A 13088-nucleotide genomic window follows, 5' to 3' on the forward strand; every position below is an offset into this window, starting at 1 on the left:
CTCATGACCGCGCCCGTCGTCCACTCGCTGCGCGAGCAGATCCGCGAGCACATCGTGGAGGGGATCGTCAGCGGGCGCTGGAAGCCGGGCGAGCGGATCGTGGAGCGGCGGATCGCCACCGAGCTGGAGGTCAGCCAGACGCCGGTGCGCGAGGCGCTGCGCGAGCTGGAGTCGCTGCGGCTGATCGAGTCCGCGCCGAACAAGGGCGTGCGGGTGCGGAACCTGACCGCGGCCGACCTGGAGGAGAGCTATCCGGTCCGGGCCGGTCTGGAGGCGATCGCCGCGGAGCTGGCGGCCCAGGCGCTCGCCGAGGACTGCTCGGCGCTGGAGCCGCATGTCGCGGCGCTGTACGAGGCGGACCGCGCGGCGGACGGCACGGCCCAGGTGCGGCACACGGTGGGCTTCCACCGGGAGCTGGTGCGGGCGGCCGGCAACTCGGTGCTGCTGCACACCTGGGAGGGGCTCGGCATCGAGGTGTTCACGGCGCTGTCGATCCGCTGGCTGGGGACGCGTCAGCAGTCGTACGCCGAGGAGCACGAGGAGCTGGTGGCGGCGTTCAAGCGGCGTGATCCCCGGATCGCCGAGCTGGTGAAGGCACACGTTCTGGGGTGCGCACCGAGGGCGTGACGCAGTCGCGTACTCCCCGAGCACTCCTCGCGGACTCCCCGAAAACGCCTTGAGCACTCCCCGGGCGCTCCCCGTGCACTCCCCCGAGCGCTCCCCCGCTCACCTGCGAAAACGGCCCGAATACGCGGCACCCCGTGCCCACCCAAAAGGCACCCCGTGCCTACTTTCTCGCAATCGAGAAGTTTTGCCTTGAACCCTTTGATCGATCATCGATCAGGGAGTTATTGTCGCCGATGGGCCGCACGGCGGAGCCGTCATCACGGCACCGCACCGAAGCCCCACGCCCTGTCCTGCCAAAGACCTAGGGCAACCCCCGAACCCTTGAACCCCTGAGGGAACCCCCTTCGACTGAGGGAGGCGGCGACATGACCGACCCCAACGCCATCCAGCCGAGCGCGCTCGACCAGCTCCCCGACCGGGACCCGGAGGAGACCGCCGAATGGCAGGCCTCGCTGGACGCGGTCGCCAAGGCGGCCGGGCCGCACCGCGCGGCATACCTGATGCGCCGCACGCTGGAGCGTGCCGAGGGCAACGGCATCGCGCTGCCCAAGCTGCTCGAGACGGACTACGTCAACACCATCCCGACCGCCGCCGAGCCCGCCGAGCCCGGTGACGCGGAGCTGGAGCGGAAGATCACCGCGTGGAACCGCTGGAACGCGGCCGCGATGGTGACCCGCGGCAGCAAACACGGCGTCGGCGGCCACATCGCCACCTTCGCCTCGGCCGCCTGGCTCTACGAGACCGGCTTCAACCACTTCTTCAAGGGCAAGGAGGCCGACGGCTCGGGCGACCAGCTCTACATCCAGGGCCACGCCTCCCCCGGCATCTACGCCCGCGCCTTCCTCGACGGCCGGCTGACCGAGCAGCACCTCGACAACTTCCGTCAGGAGGCGGGCGGCAACGGCCTCCCGTCGTACCCGCACCCCCGCCGCCTGCCCTGGCTGTGGGAGTTCCCGACGGTGTCGATGGGCCTCGGCCCGCTGTCGGCCATCTACCAGGCGCGCTTCAACCGCTATCTCACCAACCGCGCCATCAAGGACGTCTCGGCGTCCCACGTCTGGGCGTTCCTCGGCGACGGCGAGATGGACGAGCCCGAGTCGACGGCGGCCCTGGCGCTCGCCTCCCGCGAGGGCCTGGACAACCTGACCTTCGTCATCAACTGCAACCTGCAGCGCCTCGACGGCCCGGTCCGCGCCAACTTCAAGATCGTGCAGGAGCTGGAGGCCCAGTTCCGCGGAGCCGGCTGGAACGTCATCAAGACGCTGTGGGGCGGTGCGTGGGACGAGCTGTTCGCGCTCGACGTCACCGGCGCGCTGGTACGACGGCTGCGCGAGGTGCCCGACGCCCAGGTGCAGACGTACCAGACGCGTGACGCGGCCTACATCCGCGAGGACTTCTTCGGCAAGGACCCGGCGCTCGTCGAGATGGCGAAGCTGCTGAGCGACGACAAGATCCTCGAGTGCTTCCACCTCTCCCGCGGCGGCCACGAGGCGAGCAAGGTGTACGCCGCCTACAAGGCCGCGGTCGAGTTCAAGGGCGCGCCGACCGTCATCCTGGCGCAGACGGTCAAGGGTCACACCCTCGGCCCGGGCTTCGCGTCGAAGAACGCCAACCACCAGATGAAGAAGCTGACGGTGGACGAGTTCAAGTCGATGCGCGACCTGCTGGAGCTGCCGATCAAGGACAGCGACTTCGTCGACGACGTGGTGCCCTACGGCCACCCCGGCGCCGACTCCGCCGAGGTCCGCTACCTCCAGGAGCGCCGCGCCGCGCTCGGCGGCCCGGCCCCGGCCCGCCGTACGCACGCGCTGGCCCCGCTGCCCGCCCCGGCCGAGAAGTCGTTCGCCGCCTTCGACAAGGGCTCCGGCGCGCAGAAGATGGCGACGACCATGGCCTTCGTCCGGCTCGTCAAGGACCTGGTCCGCGACAAGGAGACCGGCAAGCGGTGGGTGCCGATCGTCCCGGACGAGGCGCGCACCTTCGGCATGGAGAGCCTGTTCCCCTCCCTCGGGATCTACTCCCCCAAGGGCCAGACGTACGAGCCGGTCGACCGCGACCAGCTGATGTACTACAAGGAGGCCAAGAACGGCCAGATCCTCAACGAGGGGATCACCGAGGCCGGTTCGATGGCCGACTTCATCGCCGCTTCCACCGCGTACTCCACGCACGGCGAGGCGATGATCCCGTTCTACATCTTCTACTCGATGTTCGGCTGGCAGCGCACGGCCGACCAGATGTGGCAGCTCGGCGACCAGCTCGGCCGCGGCTTCCTCGTCGGCGCGACGGCCGGCCGGACGACCCTGACGGGCGAGGGCCTCCAGCACGCCGACGGCCACTCCCCGGTCATCGCCGCGACCAACCCCGCCGCCCTGTCCTACGACCCGGCGTTCGCCTACGAGATCGCGGCGATCGTCAAGGACGGTCTGCGCCGGATGTACGGCGAGGCGGCCCCGGGTGAGGACCCGGACGTCTTCTACTACCTGACCGTCTACAACGAGCCGATCCCGCAGCCCGCGAAGCCGTCGGCCGCCGGTGTCGACGAGGGCATCGTCAAGGGCCTGTACCGCTTCAACACGGCGGAGTCGGCGGGCGTGAACGTGGCGGCGGCCAACGCCCCGCGGATCCAGCTGCTCGGCTCGGGCACGGCGATCCACTGGGCCCTGGAGGCGCAGCGGCTGCTCGCCGAGGAGTGGGGCGTCGCCGCCGACGTGTGGTCGGCGACGTCGTGGACGGAGCTGCGGCGCGACGCGCTGGAGGCCGACGCGGCCCTGCTGCGGGGCGAGGAGCGGGTGCCGTACGTCCGGCAGGCGCTGCAGGGCGCCGAGGGCCCGGTCCTCGCGGTCTCCGACTACATGCGCCAGGTCCCGGACCAGATCGCGCAGTGGGTCGAGCAGGACTGGTCCTCGCTGGGCGCGGACGGCTTCGGCCTCTCCGACACCCGCGAGGCGGCCCGCCGCCACTTCGGGGTCGACGCGCAGTCGATCGTCGTCGCGGCCCTCGCCCAGCTGGCCCGCCGCGGCGAGGTCAAGGCGACGGCGGTGAAGGAAGCCCGGGAGAAGTACGGGCTGTAAGCCCAGCCCGTGTATATCGGCGCTGGAGGGGGACGGTCGCGGCCGTCCCCCTCCAGCGTCTTTTGGCCGTGCGAAACCTGCGGCCCGGTTGTGGCTGGTCGCGCAGTTCCCCGCGCGCCTGACGGGGCACGCCTCAGCGGACCGGTCTTTTCAGGGGCGCGGGGAACTGCGCGATCGGCCCCCACGCAGCCGCACCCGATCACCCGGCAAGATGAACCCATGCGCGCTGCCCGTCTCATCAAAATGGTGTTGCTGCTCCAGAACCGGCCGACCATGACCGGCGCCGAGCTCGCTCGGGAGTTGGAGGTGTCGGAGCGTACGGTCACGCGGGACGCGCAGGCGCTGTCGGAGGCGGGCGTGCCGGTGTACGCCGAGCGCGGGCGGGCCGGCGGGTACCGGCTCCTCGGCGGGTACCGGACCCGGCTGACCGGGCTGGCCCGCGGCGAGGCCGAGGCGCTGTTCCTGAGCGGGGTGCCGGGGGCGCTGCGCGAGATGGGCCTGGAGGACATCGCCTCGGCCGCGCGGCTGAAGCTGTCGGCGGCCCTGCTGCCCTCCCTGCGGGACGCCCCGCGCGCGGCGGCGCAGCGGTTCCACCTGGACGCGCCCGCCTGGTTCCGAGAGCCGGAGGCGCCCGCGCTGCTGACGGTGATCGCGGACGCGGTGTGGGACGACCGCTGCGTCCGGGCGCGCTATCGGCGCGGGGACGGCGAGGTCGAGCGGGAGTTGGAGCCGTACGGGCTCGTGCTCAAGGCGGGGGTCTGGTACCTGTGCGCCCGGGTCCGGGAGGCCGGGGTGTTCCGCACGTATCGCATCGACCGGTTCGTCACCGTCGAAGCCATCAAAGCCGTCGAGGCAGCCGGGGCAGCCGGGGCGGTCGGGGATCTGAAGGATCGTTTCAGCCGGGAGGTGGACTTCGATCTGCCCGGGTTCTGGGCCGAGCAGGCGGAGCGGTTCGCCCGCTCCATCCTGCGGGCCGAGGCGGTCGTGCGGCTCTCGGCGGCCGGCGTGCGCGCGCTGCCCCACGCCGTGGACCCGGTCGCCGCGCGGGACGCGCTGGCCGCGGCCGAGGAGCCGGACGAGCGCGGGCGGACCACCGTCACCTTGCGGGTCGAGTCCGAGGACGTGGCGTACACGCAGCTCACCGCGCTCGGGCCGGAGGCCGAGGTGCTCTCCCCGGCCACGCTCAGGGAGCGGTTCGCCGCGGACGCGATGCGGCTGACGGCGCTGTACGGTTCCCGGGAGGGATGACCTTCCGGTGCCCTCCGGCGACATATCGGCCACATTCCCGTCGAACGCCCTGGAATACCCGCCACTCCGGGTGCGTCCCGCACCTTGAGGCACGATGCTGGACGCGTGATGGACGAGACGGAGTTCTGGGAGCTGGTCGACGCCTCCCGCGAGGCCGCGGAGGGTGACCCCGAGGAGCAGGCCGACCTGCTCGTGGAGCGGCTGCTCCGGCTGGACCCGGAGTCCGTGCTCGACTTCGCCCGGCACTTCGAGTCCCGCTACAACCGCGCGTACCGCTGGGACCTGTGGGGCGCCGCCTGGCTGCTCCTGGACGGGGCGAGCGACGACGCGTTCGACTTCTTCCGGTGCTGGCTGATCGGCCAGGGCCGGGAGGTCTTCGAGGGCGCCCTGCACGCCGACCCGGACTCGCTCGCCGACCTGCTGGACGACTTCGACGAGGAGATCGACGGGGACGGCGAGGAGCTCGGTTACGCGGCCGACGAGGCCTACGAGCAGCTCACCGGGACCGTCGCCCCGGACCTGGGCATTCCGCCCCCGCCGTCCGAACCCGAGGGCTCGCCCGTCGACTTCGAGAACGAGGGGGCGCTGGCCGAGCGGTACCCCCGGCTGTGGCAGCGCTTCAAGGAATAGATCCGGCCGTCGTCAGACGGCGAGCTTGCGACGGGTGGTGTCCGTCGGCAGGTAGGCCTGCGTCTGGTCGATCCGCACGGCGTGGTGGTGGTGCATCGGCGCGCTGTTGGCCTGCTCCAGGGCCGACGCGGTGGCCGCGGCCGGGCCCAGGACGACCGCCGCGACGGCGCAGAGCACGGTCCAGGGGCTGCGGGCGGCCTTCGTCCAGCCCGCGCCCTGCTCGGTGGTCCGGGTGGTCTCCGTGGACCGCGTACGACTGCTGTTCATGATCCCCGCCTCTGGTCTGCTCGTCCGCCGGTTGTTCGCCGGTCTGCTGCTTCGCTTGTGTTGTGCACGACCGTAGGACGCGGGAATGGGAGAACCCTGAACGCCGCCTAAGGCGTTCCTGTGAGTGCCTGGGCGGCCGATCTGCCCTGGAGGCGGGCGGCACTCTCCCGGATCTCGGGGAGGCGCGCGGTGAGCGCGGCGCCGGGGCAGCTGGTCATGAAGCCGTCCCGGTGGCCGGCCAGGGCGGGGAGGGCAGCGGCGGTGCCGGTGGCGTACCGGCTGCGGCTGTTGCTGGAGACGAGCCGGACGGTCGTGCGCGGGTCGATGTCGGACAGGCCGAGTTTCCAGGCGGTCACGGCGGCGATGGCGTCGACGACCGGCTGCGGCACCGGGACGCCGTGGGTGAACGTGCCGACGGCGGCGATGCCGGTGGTGCGGTGGTTGAAGCCCTGGGTGTGGGCGCCGGTGACGGGGCGGTCGACACCGCCCGCGCGGCCCTCGTAGATCGTGCCGCAGCGGTCGACGAGGAAGTTGTAGCCGATGTCGTCCCAGTCCCGGGCGCCGGTCTGGCCCGTGTACAGGTCGCGGATGATGCGGGGCGCGTCCGCGCAGTCGTAGCCGTTGGGCGAGTCGGTGTGGTGGACGAAGACGGCGACGACCTTGTCGTCGTAGCGCGGGGGCGGCTGCTCGCGCCGGGCGCTGGCGTCGAGCCAGGCGGCGCGGGGCACGACCGGAGGCCGGGCCGCCTGGTGCGCGACGGCGGGACGGGCGACCGCGCGCGGGGCGGCCTCGGCCGAGACGGCGTTCTCGACGCCGTTCGCGCACAGCCCGAGGGAGGCGACGGCGGCGAGCCCCGGCAGGCAGCCCAGGAGCACGAGGAGCGGGCCCGGTGTCCCCGCCGGGAGCCGGCCCCGCGTTCCCCGCGGACCGCGGGAGGCCGCTCGGAGGGCGCACATGTACCCACTCTCGGCCGGTTCCGCGCCGGGCGCGATGTGTGCTGTGCCACCTGGTGGAACCATCCTCCCGGTCCATGACGTTTTTCGAGGTACGCGTGTGCGTGGCCGGTTCTGGTCGCACTCGCGCGCGTGATCCATGGGTAGCTGATCACTGGGCCCTTCCCGCGCGTACTAGGGGATCCGAGAGAAAGGGGGCCGTGTGGACCTGCTCGACATCCTGCTGGCGCTGGTGATCCTGGCCTACGCCGGTTCCGGCTACCGGCGTGGGCTGGTGGCCGGCTGTGTCTCGCTGGCCGGGTTCGTGGGCGGCGCGGCGATCGGCGTGTGGGTCCTGCCGTGGCTGATGGATCTGGTGACGCCGGGGACCACGGCGGCCACCGTGACCGCGATCCTCACGGTCCTGACGCCGGCGGTGGTCGGGCACGAGCTGGCCGGGCGGCTGGCGCTGCGGCTGCGCAGAGAGCTGGACCGCGGGCCGCTCAGGGTGGCGGACGGCATCGGCGGGGCGGCGGCGAACGCGGTGGCGGTGCTGATCGTGGCGTGGGTGGCGGCGAGCGTGCTGGGCGCGTCCTCGTCGCCGGTGGTCACCTCGTCGATACGGGACTCCCGGCTGCTGGGGGCCGTGCAGGACGCGATGCCGGACACCACGCCCACCTGGTTCTCACGGGCCACGTCGGCGCTGACCGAGGCGGGCTTCCCGCAGGTCTTCAACCCCTTCGAGAGCGAGTCGACGGCGGAGGTCGCCAAGCCCACCGGTGACAGCGTCACGGCGAGCGCGACCAGCGCGGCCAAGCTGAGCACGGTGAAGATCGAGGGCTCCGTCGGCACCCAGGGCCGCGAGGGCAGCGGTTTCGTCTACGCGAGCGAGCATGTGATGACGAACGCGCACGTGGTGGCGGGCATCGACGACCCGACCGTCCGGATCGGCGGGGTGGGCGAGTCGTACGACGCGCGCGTGGTGCTGTTCGACCCGGCCAAGGACGTGGCGGTGCTGTACGTGCCGGAGCTGAAGGCGCCGGTCCTGAACTTCGACGACGACGCCTCGCGCGGGGACTCCGCGGTCGTCGCCGGCTATCCGCAGGACGGCGATCTGAACCTCCAGGCGGCCACGGTCGCGAACCGGGTGAAGGCGACCGGCCGCAACATCTACAACGACGAGATCGTCACCCGCGAGATCTACTCGATCCGCTCGACCGTGCGCCCCGGCAACTCCGGCGGCCCGCTGCTCACCACCGACGGCCGGGTCTACGGCGTGGTGTTCGCCCGCTCCACCTCCGACGACGAGACGGGGTACGTGCTGACGGCGGCCGAGGTGGCCGCCGACGCCGAGCGGGCGGCGAAGGCGACGCAGGCCGTGGACACGGGAGACCTGGTCAGCTCGTGAGCCCCCGCCGCAGGGCTACAGCGGGCGGCCCATGAAGACGTCGTCCACGTACTCGCCGCCCAGCAGGAACTCCTGCGGGAGGACGCCCTCCACGGTGAACCCCTCGGCCGCGTAGAGCGCCCGGGCGGGCGCGTTGTGGCCGAGGACGCGCAGGGTGAGGCGGCGGGCGCCGCGGCGGCGGGCCTCCTCGACGGCCGCGCGGACCAGCGCGCGCCCCACGCCCCGGCCGCGCGCCTCCTCGGCCACGGCGAGGCCCTGGATCTGCCGGACGTGCGCATTGCAGGCGAGCGAGGTGGGGAAGCCGAGGCGGATATAGCCCACGACGCGGGCACCGCTCCCGGCGCCGCTGCCGACGTCGGTCTCGGTCTCGGCGACCAAGTGGTCCTCGGGGGCGTGGCGTTCGTCGAAGAAGGGGGCGTAGGGCGGCTGCGGACGCGGCATGACCGCGTGCAGCTGCGACCAGGTCAGCCGGTCGACGAGGGCGAGCGCCTCGTCGTCGGCGGGCAGCGCGGTGCGTATGCGAAGCGTGGAGGGCTCGGGCATGGCCGTCACCCTATGGCTCGGACGCGCCCGTCTGACCGGGGTTTTATCCGGACGACGGGCAGGATGACGGCATGGAACGTACGCGAATCGCGGTGGCCGGCGCGTCCGGTCTGATCGGCAGCGCCCTGGTGCGGTCTCTGACGGCCGACGGGCACGAGGTGGTCCGGATGGTGCGGCACGCGCCCCGCAGCGCGGACGAGGTGCGCTGGGACCCCGAGAAGGGGCAGGTGGACACGGCGGGGCTGGCCGGGTGCGGAGCCGTGGTCAATCTGGCCGGGGCGGGGGTCGGCGACCGGCGCTGGAGCGAGGCGTACAAGCGGCGGATCCACGACAGCCGGGTGCACGGCACGACGGCGCTGGCGAAGGCGGTCGCCTCGCTCGACGAACGGCCGCGGGTGTTCGTGAACGGCAGCGCCATCGGCCGGTACGGCGAGACGGGCGAGCGGGTCGTGGACGAGAGCGCGCCCGCCGGCAGCGGTTTCCTGCCGGAGCTGTGCGTGGAGTGGGAGCGGGCGGCGGCGCCGGCCCAGGACGCGGGCGTGCGGACGGTCTTCACCCGGACCGGGCTGGTCGTGGCGCGCGGCGGCGGGGCCTGGGGCAGGCTGTTCCCGCTGTTCAAGGCCGGGCTCGGGGGCCGGATGGGCGACGGCCGGCAGTACTGGTCGTTCGTCTCGCTGCACGACGAGGTGGCGGCGATCCGGCATCTCCTCGACCGTGACGACCTGTCGGGGCCGTTCAACCTGACCGCGCCCGAACCGCTGACGAACCGTGAGATCACCGCGGCCATGGGCCGGGTGCTGCACCGGCCGACGCTGTTCGCCGTGCCGGCGCCGGTGCTGCGGACGGTGCTGGGCGAGATGGCCGGGGATGTGCTGGGCAGTGCGCGGGTGGTGCCGAAGCGGCTGCTGGAGTCCGGGTTCACCTTCGCGTTCCCCGGGATCGAGGATGCGATCCGGGCAGCCTGATCCTCCGCGTGACCGCATGCGACCGCCGTGCGACCGTGCCCTGCTCATGCGCGACTGTTCCTGACCGATCACGGCCCTACCCTCGATCCGAACTCGGGTATCCGGGACGGCCGTCGGGGGCATGACGTCTCCACCGGCCGCGCAACCTCGAGGAGGGGCACGTGCTAGAGCCCGCGTACCAGGCAGACGTCGTCGTGGTGGGAGCCGGAGTCGCCGGACTCTCCGCCGCGCACCGGCTGACCAGCGCAGGAGTAACGACCGCAGTCCTGGAGGCCGCCCCTTGCGTGGGCGGCCGCATGGCGACGGAGAAGATCGACGGGTTCCGGCTCGACCGCATCGGACAACTGCTGTCCACGGCGTATCCCGAACTGGCCCTGACACCGGGGCTGGACGCGTTCGTCATGCGTCCGTTCGCGCCGGGGGTCCTGCTGCACAGCGACGGGCGACATCACCGCGCGGGCGCGCAGGCGGGCGCGGGGAGCGCAAGGGGCGCACTGCACGCCGTACGCGCCCTCGCGAGCACTCCCCGGCCGGGCGGGCTGCCCAGGCCGCGCGCGGGCGGCTCCCTGCCCGCACCGGGCCGTCCGACGGCCCCGCCCAGGGTCCGGGCGGGCGCGCCGCTGGGCACCGCCGTCGACCAGGCCCGGCTGGGCGCCGCGCTCACCCGGCTCGCGACCACCCCGGCCGAACGGCTGCTGCGCCGCCCGGAGCTGCCGGCCGCCCAGGCCCTCGCGACCCGCGGTCTGCCGGCCCGCACGGTCGACGGGTTCCTGCGACCGCTGCTCGCCGCGCTGCTCTGCGACCCGGACCTCACCACGTCCAGCCGGTGCGCGGACCTCGCGCTGCGCGCCTTCGCCTCGGGCCGGCTGTCGCTGCCGGAGGGCGGGGCGGAGGTGCTGCCGGAGTTGCTCGCGGGGACGCTGCCGCCGGGCACCGTGCACACCGGGGTGCGGGTCACCTCGGTCTCCACCACCTCGGTGACCACCGCGGGGCACGGCGAGTTCCGCTGCCGCGCCGTCCTGGTGGCCACGGACGCGCGTACCGCGGCGGAGCTGCTGCCCGGGCTGCGGGTGCCGGACTTCCACCCGGTGACGGTCGTCCACCACACCACGGACGAGCCGCCGGGGACCGGCGCCTCGCTGCTGCTGGACGCCGACCGGGGCGGGCCGGTCGCGCACACGGCGGTGGTCAGCGAGGTCGATCCGACCCGGGCGCCCGCGGGCCGCGCGCTGATCTCGTCCACGGTGCTGGGCACCCCGCCGCCGGGCGTGGACACGGCCGTGCGGATGCATCTGTCGCGGCTGTACGGCATGTCGACCGCGCGGTGGGAGACGCTGGCCGTGCATCACACCGCCGAGGCCGTGCCCGCGATGCGGGCGCCGCACGATCTGCGGCGCCCGGTGCGGTTGCTGGCGGGGCTGTACGTGTGCGGCGACCACCGGGACACGAGCACGGTGCAGGGGGCGTTGCACTCGGCTCGGCGGGCCGCTTCGGCGATCGTCTCCGACCTGCGCGCCGCGGGTTCGCTGCACCCGGCGGAGCCGTTGCCGACGGCCCGTCAGCAGCAGGCAGCCGCGTGACCCACCCGCCCCTGGGGGCTCCGCCCCCAGACCCCCGGCCTATGCCCACCCACCGCCCGACTCGGTGAGTCGAAAGGCGAGGGCCAGGCATCTCAGCCCGTCCGGCGATTGAGGACGAGGCCCGTTCAGGGCCGAAGCGGGGGTCTGGGGGCGGCAGCCCCCAGGGGGCCGCGGTCAGCCCAAGGCCGATACCTTGTCGCGGTACGTGCGGGCCGGGGCCGCGTCGCGGTACGGCTCCAGCCTGCGCTCGAAGTCCCGGACGTACTCCAGCGCCCGCACCGACCGCATCTCCGCCGCCTGCCCGGCGGCCTCCGCGGCAAGCTGGCACGCCTGGTCGAGCTCGCCGAGGCCGAGCCGGGCCGAGGCGAGCACGACGCGGCAGAACAGCCGGCTCCGGGCATGCGCCGCGGGACGCAGCTGCAGCGAGCGTTCCGCATGTTGCGCGGCCGCCCGGAACTGCTGGAGGTCGCGGTGGCAGTGCCCGAACTCGTCGGCGAGCTGCGCCTCGTCGAAGAAGCGCGCCCAGTGCGGCACCTCGTCGCCGGCCTTGGCCGCCTCCAGCGCGCGTTCGGCCCGCACGAGCGCGGCCGTGGAGGCCCGCACCTCGCCGAGCACCCCGTGCCCGCGCGCCTCCGCCGAGTGCAGCAGCGCCTGCACGACCGGCGGCGCGCCCGTGCCGACGCCCTGCTGGGCCACCCGCGCGAGCTGTACCGCCTCACGGCCGTGCCCGAGATAGACGGCCTGGCGGCTCATGGTGACGAGCACGAACGAGCCGTACGCCCGGTCCGCGGCCGCCTGGGACAGGCGCAGGGCCTGGACGAAGTAGCGCTGGGCCAGGCCGTGCGCGGCGATGTCGAAGGACGTCCAGCCGGCCAGGCGGGTCAGATCGGCGGCCGCGCCGAAGAGGCGGCGGCCGGTCTGTTCGCCGTAGGCGCCGCGCAGCATCGGCTCGCACTCGTGCTCCAGGTAGCGCACGAGGGCCTGGCGGGCATGGCCGCCGCCGTACCGGTCGTCGAGGGTGCGGAACAGCTCGCCGACCGAGCGGAGCGCGGAGATGTCGCCGCCGGTGACCCGCTGGCCGGGGCCGCGCTCGCTGCCCTGGCCGCGCTGCCGGGGTACGGCCGCGAGCCCTGGCATCACCTGGGCGGGCGCCGTCGCGGGCGGGGGCGACGCCGGCTGCTGGGGTACGGCGGGCCTGGCCGCCGGGCGGGTCTGGACGGGCACCCGGGCGGGCGGTTCGCTGCGGGCGACCTTCTCGTCGGCCCGCCCGATCAGCCAGTCGCGGCTCGGCACCACGAGCCCGGCCGGGGTGAAGGCGATCTTGCGGAGCTCGGCGTGGCTGCCCGAGTCCTTGCGCCAGAGCCCGCCGACGATGTCGATGGCCTCCTCGGGGGTGCCGGCGAACTCCAGGCCCGCGTAGACGGGGGCACAGGCGTCCAGGCCGAGGTCCTGGGCGGTGAGGCGACGGCCCAGGCGCCGGGTGAAGACCTCGGCGATCAGGGCGGGGGTGGTACCCCGGGGCTGCTGCCCGCGCAGCCACCGGGTGACGGACGTCTTGTCGTATCTGAGATCCAGCCCGTGCTCGAGGCCGAGCTGATCGACGCGACGGGCCAGTCCCGCGTTGGAGAAGCCCGCTTCTGCGATGAGCGCGGCGAGCTGGCGGTTGGGATTGCGCTGCGCGGGTCGTTCCGTCATCTGCGGTGCGGTCTCCTGCCTTCCGGGCGTCTGACGTGCCCGGTTGAAGTGCCGTGGTGGGTGTGAGCAGCCCTTTTGGCCTCGTGAACGGCGCGAATGTAGCGGAGCGTAGCCACTCGGTC

General features: G+C 73.4%; 11 protein-coding genes. 7 read left to right on the plus strand and 4 right to left on the minus strand.

What is annotated here, in order from left to right; translation table 11 throughout:
- Nucleotides 1-3: 3 nt before the first annotated feature.
- From ACWCPF_RS16995 to ACWCPF_RS17010, 4 genes are all read left to right on the plus strand, one after another.
- Entirely contained in the window at nucleotides 4-627 is a 624-nt protein-coding gene (locus ACWCPF_RS16995) for a GntR family transcriptional regulator (protein ID WP_363168600.1), read from the plus strand.
- Between the two features lie 365 nt (nucleotides 628-992).
- On the plus strand, nucleotides 993-3698 hold the full coding sequence (gene aceE / locus ACWCPF_RS17000; protein ID WP_451045804.1) for a pyruvate dehydrogenase (acetyl-transferring), homodimeric type: 2706 nt from the start codon (nucleotides 993-995) through the stop codon (nucleotides 3696-3698).
- Nucleotides 3699-3917: 219 nt separating this feature from the next.
- The gene (locus ACWCPF_RS17005; protein ID WP_451045805.1) at nucleotides 3918-4946 is read left to right on the plus strand and encodes a helix-turn-helix transcriptional regulator; all 1029 of its coding nucleotides are present in this window, start codon (nucleotides 3918-3920) and stop codon (nucleotides 4944-4946) included.
- Between the two features lie 108 nt (nucleotides 4947-5054).
- Nucleotides 5055-5576 carry a DUF4240 domain-containing protein gene (locus tag ACWCPF_RS17010; protein WP_358807217.1) on the plus strand — a complete coding sequence of 174 codons (522 nt, stop codon included), beginning with the start codon at nucleotides 5055-5057 and terminating at the stop codon, nucleotides 5574-5576.
- Between the two features lie 12 nt (nucleotides 5577-5588).
- On the opposite strand, the gene ACWCPF_RS17015 is transcribed toward ACWCPF_RS17010, so the two are convergent.
- Complete coding sequence (locus tag ACWCPF_RS17015; protein ID WP_451045806.1) at nucleotides 5589-5843, minus strand: hypothetical protein; 255 nt, start codon at nucleotides 5841-5843, stop codon at nucleotides 5589-5591.
- A gap of 107 nt (nucleotides 5844-5950) precedes the next feature.
- A complete protein-coding gene (locus tag ACWCPF_RS17020) occupies nucleotides 5951-6799 on the minus strand; it encodes a peptidoglycan recognition protein family protein (RefSeq protein WP_451045807.1) in 849 nt (282 codons plus the stop codon).
- A gap of 199 nt (nucleotides 6800-6998) precedes the next feature.
- On the opposite strand from ACWCPF_RS17020, the gene ACWCPF_RS17025 reads away from it, so the two are divergent.
- Nucleotides 6999-8183, plus strand: a complete 1185-nt coding sequence (locus ACWCPF_RS17025; RefSeq protein ID WP_451045808.1) for a MarP family serine protease — start codon at nucleotides 6999-7001, stop codon at nucleotides 8181-8183.
- Nucleotides 8184-8198: 15 nt separating this feature from the next.
- Here ACWCPF_RS17025 and ACWCPF_RS17030 read toward each other — a convergent pair whose 3' ends face one another.
- Nucleotides 8199-8726 (minus strand): N-acetyltransferase family protein, encoded by a 528-nt coding sequence (locus ACWCPF_RS17030; RefSeq protein WP_451045809.1) that lies wholly within the window; start codon nucleotides 8724-8726, stop codon nucleotides 8199-8201.
- Nucleotides 8727-8797: 71 nt separating this feature from the next.
- Here ACWCPF_RS17030 and ACWCPF_RS17035 point away from each other — a divergent pair, with 71 nt between their 5' ends.
- Entirely contained in the window at nucleotides 8798-9691 is an 894-nt protein-coding gene (locus ACWCPF_RS17035; protein ID WP_451045810.1) for a TIGR01777 family oxidoreductase, read from the plus strand.
- Nucleotides 9692-9852: 161 nt separating this feature from the next.
- The gene (locus ACWCPF_RS17040; protein WP_451045811.1) at nucleotides 9853-11271 is read left to right on the plus strand and encodes an NAD(P)/FAD-dependent oxidoreductase; all 1419 of its coding nucleotides are present in this window, start codon (nucleotides 9853-9855) and stop codon (nucleotides 11269-11271) included.
- Nucleotides 11272-11445: 174 nt separating this feature from the next.
- Here the strand turns inward: ACWCPF_RS17040 and ACWCPF_RS17045 are convergent, their stop codons facing one another.
- The gene (locus ACWCPF_RS17045) at nucleotides 11446-12966 is read right to left on the minus strand and encodes a regulator (RefSeq protein WP_451045812.1); all 1521 of its coding nucleotides are present in this window, start codon (nucleotides 12964-12966) and stop codon (nucleotides 11446-11448) included.
- Between the last annotated feature and the right edge of the window lie 122 nt (nucleotides 12967-13088).

The organism is Streptomyces sp. NPDC001858, assembly GCF_053594615.1.